Below are 24,024 nucleotides of genomic sequence, written 5' to 3'. Positions count from 1 at the left end.
TAAAGTCAATCTTGATGTAGCCTCGCGTAATCGTATGCCCATGCGAATGGTTCATACCAAACGCCACCTCCGCGATGCTAGCCCCACAGTCATTCTGCGCCACAGTCCCCCAAGTGTGGCGGAACGTGTATGCGCTGTACCATTTCTCTTTCGCAATGCCCATGCTCTTGCAGAGCTGCTTTATGCCGTTGTTCACGTTCGCGTTGAAAGAATCCGAGGAAGAGAACCGCGTGTGGAAGTTCAGCAGGTAAGGGTCGTCAGCCTCGGCCAGATATTTCTCAACTAACGGCAGGATGATAGGCTCGACACGAATCTCGAAATACGCATCATCGGCCCGGAACTTCTTCGTCTTGGCCCTCTTGTAGCAGATACAGCCGTTCCGGTAGTCCTCCTTGCGCAGCTCGTAGATGTCGACCGTGTTCATTCCTGCAAGACAAAGTATCATCTTAGCCACATCACGCCCCAGTTCGGGCAACGGATCGATCATCCTCGTATCGGGGAGCGGGGCGGTAAAAAACAGCCTGCAATCCTCCGGGCTTATAGCCTTCTTGACCGAGCGGTCGCTCTGCGGAATCTTCACCTTGCCCCACGGATTGACCTTGATGCGCAGGTTGCCGTTGTCATAGTCGTTATACTCCTCCACAGCCGCCTTGAACACCTGCCTCATGCACACAGGGTACATCTCCTTTGCCCTGTGGGTCTGCTCCAATGACTGTATCCACCGCGCAATCTGCGTAGAGGTCAGCTGCCCGAACATGATTTTGTTCGTTCCGTAGAAACGCTCCTTGTGTCCGAGAGCCTGACGGTAGTTCTGCGCCGTCCGCAACTGATACCGGTCCACCATGCGGTCTATGTGACTGCGCGCATAGTCGCTGAAGCAGATGTCCTTGTCGCCCTGCGTCACATACTCGATAATCTGACGTACTGTCCATTTCGCGCACTCCTTGCGGTTGAGCTTGTCGGTATAAAGCAATATCATTCTCGCGCAATACTCGTTCACGAAAGGGTCATTGATATTGCCGTGCTTGTCCACCATCTGCTTGGTGACAACCTTGTCGGTCTTGATGTATCCCGGCCTGGTGTTCTGCACTACCCGGATATAGACCTGATAGAACCCGTCCTTACGCGGAGTTCTCACAACTGCTTTGAATGTAGCCATTTTCGTCTGTAATTATGTTTGTAAATTCCTGTAAGTGTCTTGCACGAATGATATAGCCGATTTTGTAAGTTTTGTCGACACATTCTGCACGATAATCGCGCAGAATGCACGAACCGCCCAAGCGCAACTTAGGCGGTAAGCCCTTTTTTATCGGAGCGTTACCGCCTAAGTATCGGATTACGTTAAGTTACGCTTACTCTTCGATGGCAGCCTGCGCCGCGGCTACACGGGCGATGGGCACGCGGTAAGGCGAGCAGCTGACGTAGTTCATGCCGAGTTTCGCGCAGAACTTGACAGAGCTTGGTTCACCACCATGTTCACCGCAGATGCCGACCTTGAGTTCGGGCTTGGTGGCACGGCCTTTCTCTACACCCATGCGCACAAGCTGCCCAACGCCTTCCTGGTCGAGTACTTCGAAGGGATCGGTCTTGATTATGCCGTGCTCCTTGTAGAACTTCAGGAACTTGGGAGCATCGTCGCGGGAATAGCCGAAAGTCATCTGGGTAAGGTCATTGGTACCGAACGAGAAGAAGTCGGCTACAGTAGCAATCTGGTCGGCGGTAAGGGCGGCACGGGGAACTTCTATCATGGTGCCAACTTTATAAGCAACACTCTCTCCGCGCTCTTCAAACACCTTTGCTGCGGTGACATTGATCACGTCGGCCTGGTTCTGGATCTCTTTCAGAGTGCCCACCAATGGAATCATTATTTCAGGGAATACCTTGATGCCACGTGCTTTCATGTTGAGGGCTGCCTCAATGATGGCACGGGTCTGCATCTCGGTGATTTCGGGATATGTGATGCCGAGACGGCAGCCACGATGTCCGAGCATGGGGTTGAATTCCTCAAGGCTGTCAACCTTTGCCTTTACCTCTTCAAGGGTAAGGCCCATCTCATTGGCAAGCTCCTTCTGAGTGGCGGTCTGATGAGGCACGAACTCGTGCAACGGGGGATCGAGCAAGCGGATAGTCACTCCAAATCCGTCCATAGCCTCGAATATGCCCTCAAAGTCGGAACGCTGCATCGGAAGGAGTTTGTCGAGGGCGTGACGACGACCATCGACATCGCTTGCAAGAATCATCTCACGGACGGCCTTGATGCGGTCGCCTTCGAAGAACATATGCTCGGTTCGGCAGAGGCCAATGCCCTGCGCACCAAAGTGGCGAGCCTGCTTGGCATCGCGGGGGGTATCGGCATTGGTGCGTACCAAAGTCTTGGTATACTTGGCAGCGAGGTTCATGATAGCGCCGAAGTCGCCACCCAGCTCAGGCTCGGTGGTGGGCACCTGTCCGTCATAAACCTCTCCGGTGGAACCGTTGAGCGAAATCCAATCACCTTCCTTGTATATCTTACCGCCCATCTCGACGGTCTTGGCCTTGTAGTCAACCTTTATTTCACCGGCACCGCTGACACAGCACTTGCCCATACCACGGGCGACAACAGCCGCATGGCTTGTCATACCACCGCGCATGGTCAGAATACCCTGGGCAACAGCCATACCGCGAAGATCCTCAGGGGAGGTCTCGATACGGACGAGCACGACTTTCTTCTTTTTCTCCGACCAAGCCTCGGCATCCTCGGCTGAGAATACCACCTGACCGGCAGCAGCACCCGGAGATGCAGGAAGGCCCTTGGCCACGACAGTAGCACGTTTGAGTGCGGACTTGTCGAATACAGGATGAAGCAGCTCGTCGAGCTTCTGCGGCTCCATTCGAAGCAGGACAGTCTTTTCGTCGATTTCGCCGGCACGGAGCAGATCCATGGCGATCTTCACCATGGCTGCGCCGGTGCGCTTGCCGTTACGGGTCTGGAGCATCCAGAGTTTGCCGTCCTGAATGGTGAACTCCATATCCTGCATATCCTTATAGTAGTCCTCCAGACGATTGGCGATAGCGATAAGCTCGGCAGCACATGTAGGCATAGATTCCTCAAGCGAAGGATACTTCTCCTTACGCACGTCCTCGGTGATTCCCTGAAGTGCGGCCCAACGACGACTCCCTTCAACAGTAATCTGCTGAGGAGTGCGGATACCGGCCACCACATCCTCGCCCTGGGCGTTGATGAGGTACTCACCGTTAAATATGTTCTCGCCGGTAGCGGCGTCGCGGCTGAATGCCACACCGGTGGCTGAGTTGTCGCCCATGTTACCATATACCATGGCCTGAACGTTGACAGCAGTGCCCCACTCTTCCGGGATCTGGTTCATGCGGCGGTAGAGGATAGCACGTTCATTCATCCAGCTGTCGAACACGGCGCATATTCCGCCCCAGAGCTGTTCCCATGCGCTGTCGGGAAAATCCTTGCCGGTGAAATCCTTAACGGCCGCCTTGAAGAGCTTGACGAGATTCTTCAGATCATCAACATCAAGTTCGGTATCAAGCTTGACACCCTTTGCAGACTTGACCTTATCCATAATCTCCTCAAACGGGTCGATGTCAGCCTTGCTCTTGGGCTTCATGCCAAGCACCACGTCGCCATACATCTGCACGAAGCGGCGATAGCTGTCCCATGCAAAACGAGGATTGCCGCTCTTTTCAGCCAGCGAAGCCACGGTGGCATCGTTCATGCCCAGGTTGAGCACGGTATCCATCATACCGGGCATTGACGCACGTGCGCCCGAACGCACAGATACAAGTAGCGGATTGGTCGGATCATTGAATTTCTTTCCTGTCAGTGTCTCGACATGGGCGATAGCGGCCTCAACATCTTTCTGGATGAGTTTCACTACAGCATCACGTCCATGGAGAGTGTATTCGTTGCATACTTCGGTGGTGATGGTGAATCCGGGAGGCACAGGCATGCCCAGAAGATTCATCTCAGCAAGATTGGCGCCCTTGCCGCCGAGAAGATTTCGCATCTCGGCATTACCTTCGGCCTTACCATCGCCGAACGTATAGACTCTTTTCATTTGGTCTTATTGGTTAAAAAGTTAAACTTATTTAATTTTTGGTTATTGCATATTCTTCGATACGTAGAAGAGATGTAACGCAAATTTAGCGTTATTCTTTGTAATAGCGAAATTGTTTCACAAGAAAATATCGTATCGCCTTATTTTTGTCCTGTCAAGACTAAGTTTGCGCAAACTTCAACACGGATTATTACCTTCAGCCGCTTCCTTTTGTTAACGAATCATAACCGAACCTGCGTCCAATTCTTATGTTATTCAAGCCAATTCAATCCTTTGGAATTTGCAATTACAAAATCCGTGTCAATCCGATTTTGTAATTCCGAGATAAAACAGTACCTTTGCGGCGCAATTCCGGTTTACAGAGCTGATCGGAAACGCAACAATACAAAACCACAAATAATTTATTTAATGGCAACCAAAATCAGATTACAGCGTCATGGTCACAAGAACTATGCGTTTTACCCCATTGTAATCGCCGATAGCAGGGCACCACGAGATGGTAGATTTATTGAAAGGATAGGTTCTTATAATCCGAACACTAATCCTGCTACAGTAACATTGAACTTCGAGCGGGCTTTGTATTGGCTCAACGTAGGCGCACAGCCCACCGACACCGTGCGTAGCATTCTCAGCCACGAAGGCGTACTGCTCATGAAGCATCTTCAGGGCGGTGTCAAGAAAGGCGCATTTGACGAGGCCGAGGCGCAGCGTCGCTTCGACGCCTGGAAGCAGAAGCGCCAGGCTGACGTTGACGCAATGAAAGCCGATATGGCCTCCAAGAAGGAAGTAGCCCTAAAGGCTCGCCTGGAAGCTGAAGAAGCCGTAAACAAGTCGAAAGCTGAAGCATTGGCCAAGAAAAAGGCCGAGATAGCAGCTGCTGAGGCAGCAAAAGCAGCTGAAGCTGCCGCCGCAGCTACAGAAGAGGCTCCAGCTGAAGAAGCAGCCACAGAGTAAGTTCATAGTCGACTTGATTCTCACGATATTGAAAAAACCACTCAAGGGTGTCCGTGCGATTAAGCGCGGACACCCTTGCAGTATTTAAGGATTTGTATAAAATCCGTCTTTATTCAACAGCTATCAATCGGTCGCCTTATCCACTGCTTTCTTTCCGAGCGTGGCCACGTGCTCCTGAGCAAACTCCTTTACACGACCTATCTGTTGCTCCGCACTACCGTACAAGTCAAGAAAGGCGCGATTTACCTCTCTGCGCAGCTTACGTCCGCGCATAGTCGTGCGGCTATAACGCTCTCCGGCCACACCGGCAAGAGCACCAAGAAGAAGTCCAGTAAAAAAGACAGTTCCGTTACATTTCATAATTAATACTTCTTTAAAACCAAGTTATACATTAATAAGCATGCGTCAAAGGGAGAATATCTCCACGCATTATTTTTAACATATAACCACATTCTATCATAAAAAGTTCTACACGACGGACTCGGACTATCTTATATTCATGACATCATCATCAAATGTATCCCGTCTAACCGCGCGGTTTCTCAACCTGTTGCGATAGGCGTATATTGTATTGACCGAATAATTCAACGCCTGAGCTATTTTAGGCCCTTCCTCCACTCCAAGCCTCACGAATGCCAATATGCGAAGGTCGGTGTTAAGCCTCTCCCCTTTAGCGAGCTCGATCTGGCAGTCATCCCGCAACAAGGCATTGACCTTGGATACGAAGTCCGGATATATATGGAGAAAGGCATTATCGAATATTTCATAAAAATCGCGACTCTGTTCCTCGACAAAACGTCCGGATTTTGTAAGTCGATAAAGTTCATCGGTGGCTCCGGTAGAAATCTTCCTCGCTGCAATCTCACAGAACCGGTTAAGCTTGTTCATATATACCGTACATAAAGAGATGAATTCGCTCATATACACTTCCTTTGCATGGTTCGCATTCTCAAGGCTCCTGCGCAAAGCATCCTGACGACGCATTTCCTGACGAAGGCGCATGACGAGCACCACCAACCCTGCCGCAAGCATCACCACCACTCCCAAAATACAATACAATCTCACACGATTGCGTTCCGCCGCAGCACGGCCGGCTGCGGAAATCACAGGAATCGCTTCTGATGTCTGGAGCATACGCATTGAAGCATGGCATTCAACGGCGCTTGCAAGCGCCTCCTGCAAATAAAAGTCAGCACGCTCGACGTCGCCTTTGTCATAAAGGGCTATGCCAAGTTGCTGCAAAGAGGTCACTTCACGAGTGGCCGACCGCACATCCGCAATGGCAGAAATCGCAAGATAGTACAGGCTTTCATCCACACGCCCTTGTCGAGCCGCGGTCTGCCCGACCAAAGAAGCGACACGTGCGGCTACGTTCGAGTCCCTGTCTATGCGTTCAAGCAACTCTGTCAATATTGCATAAGCTCTGGAATCGTTCCCTCTCATGAACTCCAACTCACCCACATTAAGAAGCATTTCCGGTGAATCCGGTTCAAGCATTTCCACGAGCCGTTCCTGTAAAGCCGTAGCCTTGTCGTTCCAACGGCGCTTCTCATCCGGAAAATTCGGAAATTGAGCCGCTATATAACTATACATCTGCCGCCCAGAACGCAAAAACATAATCTGATCACGCAATTCCATCCCCTCACGTCTCGACCTCTCGAATTCCACGACCGCCTCATGTCCGAATCCGGCAAGTGGCATCTGTTGAATGCGTTCCATCCTCATCTCGAATGCAGTGATGCTATCGCCAAGCGCACCGGCTATCAGTTCTCCACGCCGGCATTCCACCAAGGCACTATCAGCAAGAAAGCCACGATACAATTCAGCAATTTCAACAGTATAATCAAGCTCTGTCCTGCCAGAAGCCGAGTCCCTGAGAGAACGAAGAGAATCGATTCGAGAGCTACGCGACGTTATGTAATCCTCCCGATCAAGCAATTCATTATCCAACATCGCAAGCACGCCCTCATACCTTTCACTATCCCGTGCGACAGAAACAGAACTCTCGTCCCTATCGCATGACACACAGGTGAGTGACAGCAATACGCCAAGACATAATGCAGATATAGTCTCTATTTTCATGTTTTAATCCGTTTGACCATAAGCCCATGAAGCTAAGAGGTTGTTTAAAAACAACCTCTTAGGTTTCACACCGCTAAGTTACATTTTTTTCACATACCATCCCAACACCAGTAATATGTCAGCTTGAAAACCCCACGCCATACAATACAGCAAAAGCACCACAATAACATTCATTAAGAATTAATTGCTGTAACATTTGGTTAATATTGATTACCTTTGTATAAAGGTCACTTGCATCACATTGCATTATGGAGATAAAGACTATCGATCATATCCCTGCCGGCTCCCCCATTGCCGGAAATATTGAAAACATCGCTATTTTCAGCGACGTATCAAAAATCAATGGGCTTCAGCTCCCATTGAAAATCGATTTTTTCCTTTCGATTCTATGCGAGCACGGGGCTTTGAACCTAAACTACGACAATCACAATCATTCCCTTTCCTCAAATTCCTTGATAGTAATGCGTCCGGGCCATGTCATGCACAGCTATTCCACCTCTCCCGACTTCAAAGGGCATGTGATAATGGTATCCACTCGATTCTTTGGAGAAACCATACCGGGCCTTACTCAGATGCTTCCATCATTAGTGCATTTTCACGACAACCCCGTCATATCGCTTTCTCCGGCCGACGTGGCTCAACAAGTGGAGATCCGGAATCTCATACAACGACGTGCCTACGGAATATCTCGCAACAATTTCCGCACCGACATAGTACGTTCACTTCTCGAAGCACTGTTTTTTGAAACGCTCAGCCTATATTCATCACACATGGGAGAGTGCACTCCGGGTTCAATGAGGCGCAAGGATGCACTGCTCTTCGGGTTCATAAAGCTTGTCGAAGAAAACTTCCGCGAACAACGTTCCGTAGCCTATTACGCTGAAAAGTTATATATCAGCCCCAAACACCTTTCGGCAATGATAAAGGAAGCGAGCGGACGTACAGCCGGCGACTGGATCGATTCCTATGTGATTCTTGAATCAAAGAAACTGTTGCGCAACACCGGTCTTACCATACAAGAGATAAGCACCCGGCTCAACTTTGCCAATCAATCTTTTTTCGGCAAATACTTCAAGCATATCACCGGGGTATCACCACGACAGTATCGTTCCTCGCCGGGCGACATCGACAAATCATGACAATTCGCAAGAAAATAGTCCCTAAATAAACACCAACCGATCATGAATGACAGCCCTACCTCCGGAGGTGCCCTAAACCAGACTCCTCCACCTCCTCCACAATTCGTCAGGCCACAAAGCGGATTCCCGCAGGCGGCTCCCCAGTTTGCCGCACAGAGAGCCGGAAACCGGCAGCAATCGGTAAGTCTTAAAATCCTGTTCATCATACTACTTTCCCTCATCCTCCTCATTCCGGACATGATTATCTATTCCCTGAATGACGAACGGGAGGATAGACAGCACGAGACCACACAGGAAATATCCCAATCATGGAGCGGCCCACAACTCATATCCGGTCCGATTATCTCAATACCATATGTGACCAAAGGGAAGCGCGACAAGGATACAACCGGCGTAATCCGGCTCCTACCGGCCAAACTCGACGCATCGATCGATGTAAAGTCGCGGACGTTGAGCCGAGGCATATATGAGACTACCGTTTATAATGCCGACGCGACATTAAGCGGCGAATTTGACATGGACGTACTCAAATCCACCGGAATTCCTGTCAGCACGCTCCTTCTCGACAAGGCTTATGTGACCATAGGCATCGGGGATCTGAAAGGTGTGGAAAACATATCGTCCCTGAAACTCGGGCCTGACGACTACATCCTTGACGGCACGTCCAATGACGATGTGTATGTCAACCTTACATTCAACAACAATACCGACTACACCATCTGCGAAGAAATCGTGCAATGCGAACCCGGCGACTGGAAAGGAGACTACGGTGAATCCGCCTCCGGTTGCATGCAAGCTCCTATAAGACTCGACTCCCTCGCATCGTCGTTCCCCTACTCCATCAACATGCATGTCAAGGGGTCGCAGTCGATAGGGGTAACGCCTATCGGCGCCCAAAGCGACATAACGATGACGGGATTATGTAAATCCCCATCATTCGCAGGAATGGTAATACCAAGCGACCGGACAGTAAAATCCGACACATTTTCGGCCAAATGGCTCGTAAACTCCATAAACCGAGACTATCCCCAGGCCTTCGTTGGCGAAAAACCGTACAAGATTTCACGCTCTGCCGTGGTTACCAATATGCTGGTGCCGGTCGACCGCTACCAGAAAACATCCAGAGCCATGAAATATGCCATTATCGTGATATTGCTCACGTTCATCTCCGTGCTCTTTGCCGAGATTATGGTGAAGCATCCAATCAATATCTTCCAGTACCTTCTCATTGGGCTGGCCCTGATACTGTTCTATTCACTGTTGCTTTCATTGTCCGAGCACATCAGTTTCGGTTTAAGCTACCTGATCGCAGCAGTGATGACCATCGGTCTAGTCAGCGCATACATGCTGGGAGTGATACGTTGCCGGAAAGTTGCAGTGACCATAGGAGCGTTGCTGACAATCATATATGTGTTCATATATGTGTTGCTTTGCCTTGAGACTTATGCCCTGCTCACCGGCAGCATCGGACTTTTCATAGCTCTTGCTGCCATCATGTACGCATCGCTCAAAGTGAACGGTAAAAATCATCGCATCTGGTAATAGCCGGTGTAGTACTAACTATAAACTACGACCGGAAGTCAGCCAACGGCATCAACCAGACTTCCGGTCGTTTTCTTTGCTACGTGTGTTTAATCATCATACTACTGTAGCAACCACATCCATATATCCCGAACGACAAACCATGGCATGCGACACACGCAGCGCCGAATTTTGATTTGCTAAGTTGAGTGGAATTGCGTAAATTTGTCGCTTGATTCAATGACATAATCACACATATAGCTATCCGATATGCTACTACGTATAAAGCGACTATATCTGTTCATGCTACAGAGTTTTCTGCCTCTGTTTGTCATGACATTTCTGATATGCCTCTTTATCGTGCTCATGCAATTCCTTTGGAGATATATCGATGACCTTGTAGGCAAAGGTCTTGAAATGAGCGTAATAGGTGAGCTTTTCTTCTATGCGGCGCTCACCATGGTGCCTATGGCTCTCCCGCTTGCGATATTGCTTGCGTCGCTGATGACTTTCGGCAATCTCGGGGAGCAGTTCGAGCTTACCGCCATGAAAGCTTCCGGCGTGTCGCTCATCAAGTCAATGAGGCCGTTGATTGCGCTGATGGTGGTCGTAGCTATCGGTGCATTCTTCTTCCAGAACAATGTGCTGCCGGTCGCCCAGGCCAAGATGTACACCCTCCTTTATTCCATGAAGCAAAAGTCACCGGAACTTGAGATTCCGGAAGGAGTGTTCTACGACCAGATTACAGGATTCAATCTCTTTGTCAAACAAAAGGATCGTGAGACAGGCATACTGCACGACCTTCTCATATACAATGTATCGAAAGGCACCGACAATGCCACCATAATATATGCCGATTCAGGCAAGATAAGCATGACGGACGACAAGTCGCACCTCATACTCAATCTCTGGAATGGCGAGCAGTTCGAAAATCTTCGCGAGCAAGGCTCCACGTTCTCTTCACAGAATGTGCCATACCGTCGGGAGGCGTTCAACGACAAGGAGGTGCTCATAGCATTCGACGCCAACTTCAACCGCATGGACGAGAGCGGAATGCGCAACCAGTATGTCGGTAAAAACATCGCCGAACTTCAGGCCACCATAGATTCCGTCACCGCACGCGTCGACAGCGTGGGCGATGTCTACGGCCACGACATAAAGACCCAGCGATACTTCGGCCTCAACTATTATCGTTACGAATCAACTGACACCGGTACACGTGCCGTGCCTCAGAAACCAGTTGCCATGGCCAAGCCATTGAATCTTGACTCGATATTCTCCGGCTCCAACCCGGCATTCACCAAGAGTTACCTTAACCAGGCGCTCGACAAGGCCAAACGTTCACGGCAGGATTTCGAGTTCAGGTCATATACAATGAACGATGACCGCCGTGTCATACGCAGGCATGCCATAGAACTTATGAAGAAGTTCACCCTCTCAATGGCATGTATTGTATTCTTCTTTATCGGTGCGCCTCTCGGGGCCATAATCAGGAAAGGTGGCCTTGGCATGCCACTGGTCATATCGGTGTTCCTGTTCATATTCTACTATATCATTGACAACACCGGCTACAAGATGGCACGAGAAGGGCGACTTGAGGTATGGGAAGGAATGTGGCTTTCAACATTCGTACTGTTGCCTTTAGGTGTATTCTTCACGTATAAGGCAGTAAACGATTCGGCAGTGTTCAACCGCGACGCCTACACCAACTTCTTCCGTAAGCTCGTAGGCCGTAGCCAGATCCGCAAGCTCGAACTGAAGGAGGTGGTTATCAATGAGGTCGAGGTTCCGACCGCAGTCGAGAAAATCAATCACCTCAATGACCGCATCTCAGCATTCCTTAATGACAACCCTCCTCGACAAAACTATCTGCAATACTGGTTGAAAGGGTATGATGCCATAAACCTCCATACAATTCGTGCCGAACTCGAACAAATGGTTGATTACCTTTCAAACTCCCGTGAGCGCATGGTGATACTGAAGCTGATGGAACTCCCGGAACTCCTGAGCCTGTGGTTCTATCAACCATCATCCAACAAGTTGCTGAGCTGGGCGTTTATCATATTGTTCCCGATAGGGATTCCGGTTTACATTGTCGGGCTGCGCCAGCAACGCCACTTGCGCGAACAGCTTGAGCACATATTGACCACCGACAATGAACTTGTGTCTCTCCTTGAATCCCCCGCCCTATCCGACCATTGAATTTAATCCACCCGAATATATTATATGGATAATATAAAACTTGATTCTATCGACGAAGCAATCGCTGATTTCCGCGAAGGACGATTTGTCATCGTAGTCGATGATGAAGATCGTGAGAATGAAGGCGACTTGATCGTGGCTGCCGAGAAGATAACTCCGGAGCAAGTCAACTTCATGTTGAAGAATGCCCGTGGCGTGTTATGTGCCCCGCTCACCATCTCCCGATGCAAAGAGCTTGAACTTGACCATCAAGTCGCCGACAACACATCGATGCTCGGCACTCCGTTCACCGTAACAGTAGACAAACTTGAGGGATGTTCTACCGGCGTCAGCATACATGACCGTGCGGCCACAATCCGCGCTCTTGCCGATCCGGCATCGACACCGGCCACTTTCGGCCGTCCGGGCCACATCAATCCGCTCTATGCCCAAGATAAGGGAGTATTGCGCCGCTCGGGCCACACGGAGGCCGCTGTGGATCTGGCTCGTCTTGCCGGTCTGCAACCAGTCGCCGCACTCATGGAGATCATGAGCGACGACGGCACTATGGCAAGGTTGCCCGAACTTCGCCGACGTGCCGACGAATGGGGATTGAAGCTCATCTCCATCGCCGACCTCATCGCATATCGCCTCAAGCAGGAATCGCTCGTCGAAAAGGGTGTCGAGGTAGACATGCCAACCGCCTACGGGCATTTCCGCCTTATCCCGTTCCGCCAGAAAAGCAACGGACTGGAACATATCGCCATAATCAAGGGTGATCTTGCCGGAAGCGACGAGCCGGCGCTCGTGCGTGTGCACTCATCATGTGCTACTGGCGACATATTCGGAAGCATGCGGTGCGACTGCGGCGACCAGCTTCACACGGCCCTTCGGATGATCGAACGTGAAGGACGCGGTGCTGTGGTCTACCTCAACCAGGAGGGGCGCGGCATAGGACTCATGGAAAAAATGAAGGCCTATAAACTACAGGAAAACGGCATGGACACCGTCGAAGCCAACGTGTGCCTCGGCCATCTTGCCGATGAGCGCGACTATGGCGTAGGTGCACAGATACTTCGCGAGATAGGAGTACGCAAGATGCGCCTCATGACCAATAATCCAGTGAAAAGAGTCGGATTGCAGAGCTATGGTCTTGAGGTGGTGGAAAATGTTCCCATCGAGATTCAGCCCAATCCCTACAACCTACGTTACATGCGCACCAAGAAGGATCGCATGGGCCATAATCTTCACAATCTATAAAGCATTCCAGCCATATGCCTAAAGTTTCTCAACGCGGTTCTGAAATGCCCGCTTCACCTATCCGCCGTCTCGTCCCTCTCGCCGACAAGGCCAAAGAACGCGGTATCAAGGTATATCATCTCAACATAGGCCAGCCGGATGTGCCCACTCCCGAAGAAGGTCTTGAGGCTCTGCGTCATATCGACAGGAAAGTCCTTGAATACAGCCCTTCGGAAGGATTGTTGTCCCTCCGGGAAAAGTTGCGTCAATACTATCATCGCTTCAATATAGAGGTTGACACAGACGATATCATCGTCACTACCGGTGGCAGCGAAGCAGTGTTGTTCGCATTTATGGCGACACTCGATCCGGGCGATGAAATCATTGTGCCTGAGCCTGCCTATGCAAATTATATGGCTTTTGCCATATCGGCAGGAGCCAAGATCATCACTGTACCATCGTCAATCGACGAAGGCTTCTCCCTACCGCCGGTAGAAAAGTTCGAGAAGCTCATTACACCAAAGACAAAGGGTATACTGATCTGTAATCCTAATAATCCTACCGGATATCTCTACACGATGAAAGAGATGCTCCAGATTCGCGATCTCGTAAAGAAATACGACCTGTTCCTCTATTCCGATGAAGTATATCGTGAATTCTGCTATACCGGAGCACCCTATATATCTGCGTTTCATCTTCCGGGCATAGAGGACAAGGTAGTGCTTATTGACTCGGTATCAAAGCGATACAATGAATGCGGCATACGCGTCGGCGCCTTGATTACAAAGCATAAAGAGCTGAAAAAGAACATCATGAAGTTCTGTCAGGCCCGTCTCAGCCCACCTCTTCTCGGTCAGATAGTTGCCGAGGCCTCGATTGATACCCCCCAGGAATATATGCTCGCCACTTATAATGAATATGTAGAGCGCAGGAAATTCCTTATCGACCAGCTCAACAAGATACCGGGATGCTACAGCCCGATACCCATGGGGGCATTTTACACCGTGGTGAAACTGCCGGTCGACAATGCCGACAAGTTCTGCGAATGGTGCCTTGAGGAATTCGAATATGAGGGACAAACCATATTCATGGCACCGGCATCAGGATTCTATACGACGGAAGGAATGGGGCGTGACGAAGTGCGCATGGCCTATGTTCTATGCAAGGACGATCTTGCCAAAGCCATGAAAGTACTCCAGGAGGCCCTCAAAGCCTATCCGGGGAGAGTCAATAACGGTTAACCATAGGAGTGATGGCTTATGAAAGTTTCATAGCCTCGCGTCTGCGTCTGTCCGGCAAAGGTGGCGGAACCGCTACGAGCATCGTTATGGCTGTGGCCGGCATGTCGTTGGCGATGGTCATAATGATTTCGGCGTTATGTATCGTCACCGGCTTCAAGCATGAGATTCGTCGCAAGGTTATGGGATTCGATGCCCATGTGTCAATCCTTGCGGCCGGCGACAACGCCGCTCCCGACAGCGGCGCGTCGGTCCTCTCATTCTCCCCGCAGCTTCGCGCCATCATTGACAGCACGCACATGTTCAACTCATCGGAGCTGGTGATGGAACATCCCGCTGTAATTAAGACCGATACTGATTTCGAAGGAATCGTACTGCGCGGACTTACGCCCGGTCCGGGAGTCGATTTCATCACCGGCTCGGTCACTGATGGGTCTTGGCATGTCGACTCCATAGACACGAATTCGATGGCTATATCGCGCACCACTGCCGATAAACTCCATCTGTCGACTGGTGACAGGGTATTCATGTACTTCTTCACCGACGAAGGTGTACGAACAAGGCGACTTTCCATCGCGGCAATATACGACACCCATTTCTCCGATTACGATAATGTCTACGCATTTGCGCCGATTTCGCTACTTCAAGGGGTCAACGCCCTCGATTCCATTCAAGGCAACCGCATCGACCTCTACCTGCACGACACCTCCGATATTGATGCATCGGCGCTGAAGTTGCAGGAAGCCATGATGAAAGAGGCATGGGCCGGTAATCTCGATGGATTGTATCGCATATCGACCGTGACATCCTCCGGAATGATGTATTTCAACTGGCTTGCGCTGCTCGACACCAATGTGGTCGTGATTCTCATCCTTATGGCTTTGGTGTCAGGGTTCACATTGGTGTCATCGTTGTTCATAATAATTCTGGAACGTGTGCGCATGATAGGCATATTGAAAGCAATGGGAGCGTCCAATGCATCTGTAAGGCGTATATTCTCGTTGCTCGGACGCCGACTTGTGCTCTACGGGATGCTTACAGGCAATATCATCGGCCTGTCACTCATGTTTCTTCAATGCCGTTTCCATATCATTCCGCTCAACCCCGAAGCCTACTATCTTGATTTCGTCCCGGTAGAGATTGATATATGGCAGATTGTAGCCTTGAATATAGGCGTGTTTTTGGTAGCATGGTGTGTACTTCTCATTCCCGGAAGGCTGATTGCATCAGTCAGTCCGGCCAAATCAATGCGTTATGAATAGCATGGTACACCTATCCGTCTTGTGTTTTTCAGATTCTTTAATTCCACATCCGACAAATTGGCCGGATGGATTGTTATAATAGTGAGATTACTGCAAAATCAGAAATTTATCCTATCTTTGTGTTAAATTTAACGATTCTCCATTTCAAATGACTGACAGACCCGAAATCACAAAACTCGTAATCGAGGGAATACAGGAACGCAAAGGCAAAAAGATTGTCATTGTCGACTTGAGCCATATCGAAGGCTCCGCAGCCAACAAATTCATCATATGCCAAGGCTCGTCGCCGACACAGGTCAACGCCATCGCCGACAGCGTCCGTGAGTATGTACAGGAACACGCAGGAGTAAAGCCTTATAACTACGACGGCTACCAGAACTCCCAATGGATCGTGATTGATTACGGCGACTTGTTCGTACACATCTTCCTACCCAACATACGCGAACATTACAATCTGGAAGAACTTTGGAGCGACGCCCCGATTACGGAGATTCCAGACCTCGACTGAGCCATCACACATAATTAAGATCCCACATCAGCTTGCACATCAAGAAATCACTAAATGGACAAGAAACCTAAGAAACGGACTATAAAGTTCAGTATGTATTGGATGTATGCTATCCTCATACTGTTTCTGGCGGCCCTATATCATTTCGACGACAACTCCATAACCAAGGAGGTAAGCTACTCCAACTTCGAGAAATACGTGACCGAGGGCGGAGTCGAGCGAATCGTCGTGTTCACCAACAAGAATCAGGCTGAGGCATACCTCACCGATTCGCTTGCGTCCAAAATATTCCATCCGAGCCAGTTTACCAAGGGTACAGGTCAGGAGGCAAAGATATTGACCGACATTCCCAGTGCCGACAAGTTGCAGGATAAAATCGAGGAATGGAAAACCGACGGCATATTCACCGGTGACGTGAAGTTTGAGAAAGCCACCGACTTCTCAGGTATACTGTGGTCCATCGGGCCTATGGTACTTCTCATAGTATTCTGGCTGTTCATGCTTAAGCGCATGTCCGGCAAAGACGGAGGCGCGGGAGGCGGAGTATTCTCCGTGGGTAAATCCAAAGCAAAGATATTCGACAAGGACGGCCCGATACAGGTCACATTCAAGGATGTGGCCGGCCTGTCCGAAGCCAAGACCGAAATCGAGGAGATTGTGGAGTTTTTGAAGAACCCGCAACGCTACACGGATCTCGGCGGAAAAATACCTAAAGGCGCGCTCCTCGTAGGCCCTCCCGGCACCGGAAAGACCCTTCTTGCCAAAGCTGTGGCAGGAGAGGCCAACGTGCCATTCTTCTCCATGTCGGGCAGCGATTTCGTAGAGATGTTTGTCGGCGTCGGTGCGTCGCGTGTGCGCGATTTATTCCGTCAGGCCAAAGAAAAAGCTCCGTGCATAGTGTTTATCGACGAGATCGACGCGGTAGGACGTGCTCGCGGGCGTAATCCGAATATGGGTGCCAACGACGAACGTGAGAACACACTCAATCAGCTGCTCACCGAAATGGACGGATTCGGCTCCAATTCCGGAGTGATAATCCTTGCCGCCACCAACCGTGCCGACATTCTCGACAAGGCATTGATGCGTGCGGGACGTTTCGACCGACAGATATATGTCGACCTGCCCGACCTTAACGACCGCGTGGCCATATTTAACGTACATCTGCGCAACATTCGTACCGACGATTCTCTCGACGTTGAGACCCTTGCCCGCCAGACACCCGGATTCTCCGGTGCCGACATAGCCAACGTGTGCAACGAGGCTGCACTCATAGCTGCACGCCACAACAAGAAGGCTGTCACCAAGGAGGACTTCAACGATGCCGTCGACCGTATCATCGGTGGACTTGAGAAGCGCTCTAAGATCACTACCGACGAAGAGAAGCAATCAATCGCCATCCACGAAGCCGGCCATGCCACCATATCCTGGCATCTCCGCTACGCATCGCCTCTGATCAAAGTCACAATAGTGCCGCGTGGCAAGGCTCTCGGCGCGGCATGGTACATGCCGGAAGAGCGCCAGATCACTCCTGCCGAAGCTCTTCTCGATGAGATGTGCTCAACGCTCGGAGGACGTGCGGCAGAAGAACTGTTCATCGGCCATATCTCCACCGGAGCGGCCAACGACCTTGAGCGCGTGACCAAACTCGCCTATGCCATGGTCGCATACTACGGTATGAGTGATAGGTTGCCGAACCTCTGTTACTACGACTCCACAGGTCAGGAATATGGCTTCTCGAAGCCATACAGTGAAGAGAGAGCCAAGGATATCGATGCCGAAGTGTCACGCATAATCAACGAGCAGTATGAGCGCGCTAAAGATATCCTGCGCAAGCATGCCGACGGACACCACGAACTCGCCCGTACTTTAATCCAACGCGAGGTAATCTTCACCGAGGATGTAGAGCATATATTCGGTAAGCGCCCGTGGGTGTCACGTACCGACGAGATATTCGCAGCCCGACAGATTGAACAGGCAAAAGCATCGGATGAAGATCCTTATGCAGCCGATTTCGATAAGACGGATAAATCATCTTCCGACAAAGACCAAAAGGATGACAAGAATCCGGCAAAAGAATCACCAGAACGGGCCACATCCGACACCACTCCCCGCACCACTCCTCCCCCGGTACCTAAAAAATAAGGAAAAATCATATCCACTAATAAAGATGGCGTTTAATAACCTGGAAACGGATATTAAACGCCATCTTTATTATCTATTGGAATGCGCTGGTTTTACCGGCATTTCGGGAATGCACTTATGCGCAACCTGGCTGCCCCCATAGGTATCAGGGGTATCGATTTTTCCTCGGCTCTTTCGGCTGATTCATCAGGGAGAATGTCGGTCATGCCGGTATCATCATATCCCCACGATGGGATACGCACACCGACCGCCGTGAATTCAAGGGGGCAGCTTTCAAGAGAAAACGGATAATCGTCAGCCGGCCACGCTTTCCGGATAACTTTGAAATCAACAGGCGAATTATCGGAATTTACTTTAAGGCCATAGTTCCACGATGATGCAGGCTTCAACACATAACATGGCCACTTCGAGGCATCCACACCATCCTGCCAATGTGAATCGTCCTGGACGAACTCATGATCGCGGCTATCGTGGGCCGATCTTATCTCATCAATCTTAAGCGAGAGCGTCAATGGACCGTAATTGACACTTATGCTGTTTTTATTCTCGGGCCAGATTGTATGAGAGACGTTCATTGGTAAGTCGAGCTTTATTTTGTCGCCATCCTTCCATTCACGCAGAATCCTTACGTACCTGCCTTCTGCATTTTCGACATCAAGGGCAATACCGTTGACCGAAGTTTCCGCCCCCTTGGCCCAAGACGGAATCCTAAGATACAGCGGGAACTCTACGGGAGCTTCGGTCTCTACTTCCAACGATATTACTCCGTCAAACGGGTAATAAGTCTCTTGTTTGAGCCGAACATTACGTCCATTCCTACCGACTTTTACTGTCGCCTCGTTTGATGCATAGAGCATGGTGGCAATCCCGTCGTCGGCAGTGGCCATGGTGAGATGTTCCGCAAAATATGGCCAGCCCATACCGTGGTTGTGCTGACAACAACGGCTTGAGAACGGGCTCATGGACAGCATGCCCCGAAGATTGTTGTCGATGCTCGGACCGTGTAGTTTCTCATCACTTATGGCCATATTTGCAGAAGTGATATAGCGCAGGGCTTTCATATCCTCGGTGAAAGCGGCCGGAAGCGTATTGAATGCCACATTCTCACAATGGTCGGCCCAGAATGGGTCACCGGTGAAAGCCATCAGCAGTTCGTCACTTGCCATGTGCTCTACGACAGCACAAGTCTCCGCACCGTTGCGAGGATCGGAATATCCCACACGGGCATTCTCGTCGGCCGCATACATTCCGCCCGGCATTCTCCCATAGCGACATCGCATCTCTTCAAAAGCAGCATAAGTAGCATCAAGCATACGTTTTTCGCCGGTAAGCATATAGTATGTGGCCGGCTCACGGAATCCCTGGGCGACATTGACTCCGTGCCAATTAGGCAAAGCGTCTTTCATTGTCCAATCGGAAGTATTACGGTGCAGCTTGTCGGCAAGCGGAAGTATTGATGTATCGCCTGTTCGGTTATACAGCCACAGCACACTCCACAGATTATCACCTCCACGCTTTTCCTGCCATACTCCTTTGATGAAACGCTCATCGGGGACATCCATTTCCCATTTGAAATAATTTGTCATGGCAGTCAATACAGCATTGTCGCCGCTATATTCATAGTATGTCTGAAGCGCCCATAGCATTATCATTTGCGCCCACAATTCCGGATTCTCGCCCTCGAAATTGCGCGGACCTATGAAGCCGTCCTCTTTAATATTGGACAGCACGGCATCGAACCATAATTTTGCCTCTTTTTTCATGGACTCGTCATCAAGAATGTAGGCCAACGAGCTATATCCCCTCAACCAATAGGGCACTTCCTCCCAACCATGATCGCCGGAATCAGAAAGCCACTGGTTGTTGTTTTTGTCGAGCCACGCGCTGATTGAACCAAGTTGTCCGTTAAGACCGTCACGCTGTAGTTCAAGCATGCGCCTCAACCATCCGACCGGACGTATCGAACCGACAGGCAATTTTATAAGAGGTGCCTCCTGCAATGGAGCACGGAAATTGACATAATTTGAATTCTGACCAATAAAAGGTCGATCTACAACCATCACTTCATCATGAGCCGAGACCGGGCAACTTAGGGTTATCGTTATTGCCGCAGCAATAAACGGGCTTACAAATGGTTTGGGGATGCTCATATTTTACAAAACAAGGTTAATTGAGTTACTTATCTACAACCGGGTTATATTTAAGAGTACACTACCGACAACCACAAAATTATTAAGTAAAATCCCAAATACCCGCTAATTACTGTTCAAAAAACACAAATAGCTTACCGGAAAGCCCCCTCTAAGATTCTGCGGACATTGGTTTTCAGGATATGATGGGCCGGACCAACCATTTGTCCATGGCCATGCCCGTCAATCTCATAGATACGGATGTCCGGATGTCCGATAAGTTTAAGCATTCGCCACAGATAGGCATTTTCTTCGTATCTCCCATATAGTTCCAATTCCCGATCACCGGTTATAATCACGTAAGGTGGCGCATCTTTCCTGATATGATAAAGCGGGGCATATTCGTCAATTACCGGCCGGAATTCCGATATTCCTTTTGCCTGTCGCTGAGCAAAATGCGTTATGGCTTGTCCGCTATACGGGATTAATCCAATTATTGAGTCGGCATCTATCCCATATTTTTCAAGCCATTTCTTTTCAAATCCGATCATGCTTGTGAGATACCCGCCGGCGGAGTGTCCTGCAACGAATATTTTATCCGGATCTCCTCCATATTCTGAAATATTGTTGAAAGTCCATGCTACGGCAGAAGCTGCATCATCAATGCAATCATCAATCGCGACAGCAGGCATCAGTCGATAGTTAGGTGCGACTATCACATATCCCGAATTTTTCAGTTCTTGCGGTATGAAGCGTTCCCCTCCGGTCAACCCACCTCCATGAAACCAGACTATGACCGGGAGACGGGTTGTATCATCCGCATGATAGACATCCAACTTACAACGTTTAACCGAATATGAATCCTTGTTTGTGGAATATGATATATCTGAATCAATGACATATGTCCGTGCTACCGATATGACTGATGACAGCATCAGCAATAAAGACACGCCATACCTATGCCGTACATGAAATGTATTTTTTATAACCATTTTATATAATGTGATTTTGACAAAGCAATTGGTAAATAGCGGAAAGGATTGATGCAAAAGACCGAAAAACAATCCAAATCAAATATAATCGCCTGCTCAACGAATACAAAATTAATCAATTATTAGTAATGACACATACGCATTACTCAAGTTTTTCCATTCTATGTTTTGCAGCACGTGCTTTCAGACACTGTTGTTTTTTACGGTATTAAGGTTTAACTTTGCAGGAAAGCATCGAAACATAGTTATCAATCTAAAAAACAATGAAACGATTATTTTCCCTGATTCTTGCCGGTATGATGACAGCTACGGCAACATTTCCTGCACTATGTGCCGAATGGCCCGGCAAAAAAAGCGTATGGAACGGCGCGGACCGTTACGATTTCCGTATCGCAGACCGTGAGGCTATAATGGTTGTGCCGGAGAAGCCTCTAAAAGGAAATCCATGGGTATGGCGTCCGGCATTCTTCGACGCCTTTCCGTCAATCGATAAAGAACTTCTTAAGAAAGGCTATCACATAGCTTATTTCAATGTCACAGACGAATGGGAACGTCCCCGGGCTATCCGCGCCGGAAAAGAATTCTACGATTTTGCCGTGGCCCGCGGCCTGATGGATAAAGTAGTGATGGAGGGACTAAGCCGTGGCGGATTCTACAGCCTGCGATGGGCCCAGACATATCCCGAACTTGTCGGCGCACTGATTCTCGATAATCCTCTCGTAGACCTTGACGGACTAAAAGTCAATCCGGAATGGTATGCCGACGTGTCCCGTAAATGGAATGAGGATTCCATCGCCACACCGCAGATGCACCATAACGCCGTAAACAACCTGACTCCCCTTGTAGAGCATCGCGTGCCCATACTTCTTCTATCCGGCGGAGCGGACTCCATCGTACCTTTCAAGAAACATGGTAAGATTATAAAGGATACATATGAACGCTGGAACGTGCCAATGAAGTCGATTGTACGTCCGCACAGCGGCCACCATCCACACGGACTCGACAACTCGGCACCCGCAGCCGACTATATAACACGTTGCCTGTCCGGTGACAGAGCCGATGCACGTCCTTTGCGTGTGGCATGTATCGGAGACAGCATGACCGAGGGTGTAGGAACCGATGACTTCTCAACGCAGAGCTATCCGGCAGTATTGCAGTCGCTGCTCGGCGAGCGGTTCGAGGTAGGAAACTTCGGAGTCAGTTGTGCAACGATGCTGCGCAAAGGAACTGATGCCGGCACACCGTTCGGTTATTCCGGGCTACCGGCCATGAAGCGTGCCCTGGACTGGAGTCCCGACATAGTAATCATAGCCTTGGGGGTCAACGACTGCAAGTCTTACAACTGGGAAAAATATCAATCTGAATTCGTTGCTGATTATCAAGCCTTTATCGACACTTTCCGCATGATCCCCTCGCTTCCTGAAATCTATCTCGTGATAGAACCATATGTGCATGTAAATCCACAGACACGCTCATGGGGATTCGACGACAAAGGCTACTACGAGCAGATGATATCGCGGATAAGCAAGCTCGCAGATGACAACGGTATCGGTCTTATTGACCTGCAACACGTGTTCCGTGGTGAATGTGCCGGCGCATACGCTCCAAATGACCATCCAAACCCTCGTGGAGCCTATATGATGGCCCGTTCAGTATGCTCCTCGCTTGCAGGGGTCCGGTAGTCACTTCATCCTGTAGCGCTCCAGCAGGGCACGATAGGCATCCGTTGCCTTATAACGGTTTATCCATATGTCAAGAGAGTCAGCCGCAATGTCGCTGTGCCTGCCGGTTATCCATGACTGAAACTGATTGAATGATACTTCCGTAACCACGTCAAGCCGAGGATAGTCCTTGGCTATCTCACCCGCTATCCTCCGGCTTATCACAGCTCTTGGTATCTCTCCCGTAGCCGTCATTATCGCCAACTGCTCCGGACCGTACTCCTTCTCCGGAATGATGTATATGGTGTCGCCTATCTCGCGTCCGAGGTTGCGTATGCGGCTTTCTACCGAAGAGCCGGCCGCAATCCACACAGTATCGCCCCCAAGATCAAGCGCGCTGCGCACCGGGCCATGGCCGGAAACAGAGTCTCGCAGCTGCACGAGCACCTGCCGGTCGACAAGTACAGGCTCAAGAAAGCGGTAACGTCCGCGAAATTCAGCAGTCATGGGGACATCGGCCACAAGCATATCGATGACACTGTCATCAAGTAATGCCAGACTGCGGTCAAAAGACGTGACGGGATGAAACTTTATAGCAACACCATGGCTTGAAGCTATCTCCCGCAGCATGTCGTAGTGTACTCCACCCAACGTGTCGGCATACGTATAGCAGACGAGCGGAGCGTACTCTATGGCCACGTCGATGGTATCGCCACCCGACGGTACTATCCCTCCCACGCCGACAGGATTCTTTGCGTCTGCGCAACGGCGCAATCCATACATGCCGAGAAGCACGAACAGAAGTAGCGTGGCATACAGTAGGCCGTTGCCTTTCTTTGGCATAAGTTCCATGGTAAGAAAGTCTATATAGTATTCTAACAAACGAAACAAAGGTGTGTCATAATCACG

At 49.9% G+C, this 24,024-nt stretch carries 17 protein-coding genes; 10 read left to right on the top strand and 7 right to left on the bottom strand.

Features of this window, described 5'->3' with window-relative positions:
- Positions 1-1,159 (bottom strand): phage integrase SAM-like domain-containing protein (locus tag QZ303_RS01145; protein ID WP_295727947.1); only part of this gene is annotated, 1,159 nt, incomplete at its 3' end.
- A 193-nt stretch (positions 1,160-1,352) separates the two neighbouring features.
- Positions 1,353-4,067 (bottom strand): pyruvate, phosphate dikinase, encoded by a 2,715-nt coding sequence (gene ppdK / locus QZ303_RS01140; protein WP_295727946.1) that lies wholly within the window; start codon positions 4,065-4,067, stop codon positions 1,353-1,355.
- 408 nt (positions 4,068-4,475) lie between these two features.
- On the opposite strand from ppdK, the gene QZ303_RS01135 reads away from it, so the two are divergent.
- The gene (locus QZ303_RS01135) at positions 4,476-5,021 is read left to right on the top strand and encodes a 30S ribosomal protein S16 (RefSeq protein ID WP_295727944.1); all 546 of its coding nucleotides are present in this window, start codon (positions 4,476-4,478) and stop codon (positions 5,019-5,021) included.
- A gap of 123 nt (positions 5,022-5,144) precedes the next feature.
- Here the strand turns inward: QZ303_RS01135 and QZ303_RS01130 are convergent, their stop codons facing one another.
- A complete protein-coding gene (locus QZ303_RS01130; protein WP_295727943.1) occupies positions 5,145-5,381 on the bottom strand; it encodes a YtxH domain-containing protein in 237 nt (78 codons plus the stop codon).
- Positions 5,382-5,507: 126 nt separating this feature from the next.
- Entirely contained in the window at positions 5,508-7,103 is a 1,596-nt protein-coding gene (locus QZ303_RS01125; protein WP_295727942.1) for a DUF6377 domain-containing protein, read from the bottom strand.
- A 248-nt stretch (positions 7,104-7,351) separates the two neighbouring features.
- Here QZ303_RS01125 and QZ303_RS01120 point away from each other — a divergent pair, with 248 nt between their 5' ends.
- The 8 genes from QZ303_RS01120 (at position 7,352) to ftsH (ending at position 18,333) form a co-directional block, all read left to right on the top strand.
- Entirely contained in the window at positions 7,352-8,242 is an 891-nt protein-coding gene (locus QZ303_RS01120) for an AraC family transcriptional regulator (RefSeq protein ID WP_295727941.1), read from the top strand.
- Positions 8,243-8,284: 42 nt separating this feature from the next.
- On the top strand, positions 8,285-9,784 hold the full coding sequence (gene creD, locus QZ303_RS01115; RefSeq protein ID WP_295727939.1) for a cell envelope integrity protein CreD: 1,500 nt from the start codon (positions 8,285-8,287) through the stop codon (positions 9,782-9,784).
- A 249-nt stretch (positions 9,785-10,033) separates the two neighbouring features.
- Positions 10,034-11,965 (top strand): LptF/LptG family permease, encoded by a 1,932-nt coding sequence (locus QZ303_RS01110; protein WP_295727937.1) that lies wholly within the window; start codon positions 10,034-10,036, stop codon positions 11,963-11,965.
- 24 nt (positions 11,966-11,989) lie between these two features.
- A complete protein-coding gene (locus tag QZ303_RS01105; RefSeq protein WP_295727935.1) occupies positions 11,990-13,204 on the top strand; it encodes a bifunctional 3,4-dihydroxy-2-butanone-4-phosphate synthase/GTP cyclohydrolase II in 1,215 nt (404 codons plus the stop codon).
- Positions 13,205-13,218: 14 nt separating this feature from the next.
- A complete protein-coding gene (locus QZ303_RS01100) occupies positions 13,219-14,424 on the top strand; it encodes a pyridoxal phosphate-dependent aminotransferase (RefSeq protein ID WP_295727932.1) in 1,206 nt (401 codons plus the stop codon).
- Between the two features lie 11 nt (positions 14,425-14,435).
- Complete coding sequence (locus tag QZ303_RS01095; RefSeq protein WP_295727930.1) at positions 14,436-15,683, top strand: FtsX-like permease family protein; 1,248 nt, start codon at positions 14,436-14,438, stop codon at positions 15,681-15,683.
- Positions 15,684-15,831: 148 nt separating this feature from the next.
- Positions 15,832-16,191, top strand: a complete 360-nt coding sequence (gene rsfS, locus QZ303_RS01090; protein ID WP_295727929.1) for a ribosome silencing factor — start codon at positions 15,832-15,834, stop codon at positions 16,189-16,191.
- A 54-nt stretch (positions 16,192-16,245) separates the two neighbouring features.
- Entirely contained in the window at positions 16,246-18,333 is a 2,088-nt protein-coding gene (gene ftsH / locus QZ303_RS01085) for an ATP-dependent zinc metalloprotease FtsH (protein WP_295727927.1), read from the top strand.
- A gap of 92 nt (positions 18,334-18,425) precedes the next feature.
- On the opposite strand, the gene QZ303_RS01080 is transcribed toward ftsH, so the two are convergent.
- The gene (locus tag QZ303_RS01080) at positions 18,426-20,267 is read right to left on the bottom strand and encodes a beta-L-arabinofuranosidase domain-containing protein (RefSeq protein ID WP_295727925.1); all 1,842 of its coding nucleotides are present in this window, start codon (positions 20,265-20,267) and stop codon (positions 18,426-18,428) included.
- Between the two features lie 350 nt (positions 20,268-20,617).
- The gene (locus QZ303_RS01075) at positions 20,618-21,397 is read right to left on the bottom strand and encodes an alpha/beta hydrolase (RefSeq protein ID WP_295727954.1); all 780 of its coding nucleotides are present in this window, start codon (positions 21,395-21,397) and stop codon (positions 20,618-20,620) included.
- A gap of 320 nt (positions 21,398-21,717) precedes the next feature.
- Between QZ303_RS01075 and QZ303_RS01070 the strand changes: the two genes are divergently transcribed.
- Positions 21,718-23,136, top strand: a complete 1,419-nt coding sequence (locus QZ303_RS01070; protein WP_295727924.1) for a GDSL-type esterase/lipase family protein — start codon at positions 21,718-21,720, stop codon at positions 23,134-23,136.
- Here the strand turns inward: QZ303_RS01070 and QZ303_RS01065 are convergent, their stop codons facing one another.
- A complete protein-coding gene (locus QZ303_RS01065) occupies positions 23,137-23,967 on the bottom strand; it encodes a transporter substrate-binding domain-containing protein (RefSeq protein WP_295727923.1) in 831 nt (276 codons plus the stop codon). It lies immediately after the preceding gene.
- Positions 23,968-24,024: the final 57 nt, after the last annotated feature.

The sequence above is a fragment of the uncultured Muribaculum sp. genome (assembly GCF_910583865.1).
In the GTDB taxonomy this organism is placed as follows: Bacteria; Bacteroidota; Bacteroidia; order Bacteroidales; family Muribaculaceae; genus Muribaculum.
Note: the sequence above shows the minus strand (reverse complement) of the source record. Positions and strands in the feature narration are given on the sequence as shown.

Coding starts and splice junctions, on each gene's coding strand:
- QZ303_RS01125 (WP_295727942.1), bottom strand. CDS start 7,103: ATGAAAATAGAGACTATATCTGCATTATGTCTTGGCGTATTGCTGTCA.
- QZ303_RS01080 (WP_295727925.1), bottom strand. CDS start 20,267: ATGCTTGAACTACAGCGTGACGGTCTTAACGGACAACTTGGTTCAATC.
- QZ303_RS01065 (WP_295727923.1), bottom strand. CDS start 23,967: ATGGAACTTATGCCAAAGAAAGGCAACGGCCTACTGTATGCCACGCTA.
- QZ303_RS01110 (WP_295727937.1), top strand. CDS start 10,034: ATGCTACTACGTATAAAGCGACTATATCTGTTCATGCTACAGAGTTTT.
- QZ303_RS01120 (WP_295727941.1), top strand. CDS start 7,352: ATGGAGATAAAGACTATCGATCATATCCCTGCCGGCTCCCCCATTGCC.
- creD (WP_295727939.1), top strand. CDS start 8,285: ATGAATGACAGCCCTACCTCCGGAGGTGCCCTAAACCAGACTCCTCCA.
- QZ303_RS01095 (WP_295727930.1), top strand. CDS start 14,436: ATGGCTTATGAAAGTTTCATAGCCTCGCGTCTGCGTCTGTCCGGCAAA.
- rsfS (WP_295727929.1), top strand. CDS start 15,832: ATGACTGACAGACCCGAAATCACAAAACTCGTAATCGAGGGAATACAG.
- ftsH (WP_295727927.1), top strand. CDS start 16,246: ATGGACAAGAAACCTAAGAAACGGACTATAAAGTTCAGTATGTATTGG.
- QZ303_RS01135 (WP_295727944.1), top strand. CDS start 4,476: ATGGCAACCAAAATCAGATTACAGCGTCATGGTCACAAGAACTATGCG.
- QZ303_RS01130 (WP_295727943.1), bottom strand. CDS start 5,381: ATGAAATGTAACGGAACTGTCTTTTTTACTGGACTTCTTCTTGGTGCT.
- ppdK (WP_295727946.1), bottom strand. CDS start 4,067: ATGAAAAGAGTCTATACGTTCGGCGATGGTAAGGCCGAAGGTAATGCC.
- QZ303_RS01100 (WP_295727932.1), top strand. CDS start 13,219: ATGCCTAAAGTTTCTCAACGCGGTTCTGAAATGCCCGCTTCACCTATC.
- QZ303_RS01070 (WP_295727924.1), top strand. CDS start 21,718: ATGAAACGATTATTTTCCCTGATTCTTGCCGGTATGATGACAGCTACG.
- QZ303_RS01075 (WP_295727954.1), bottom strand. CDS start 21,397: ATGCTGTCATCAGTCATATCGGTAGCACGGACATATGTCATTGATTCA.
- QZ303_RS01105 (WP_295727935.1), top strand. CDS start 11,990: ATGGATAATATAAAACTTGATTCTATCGACGAAGCAATCGCTGATTTC.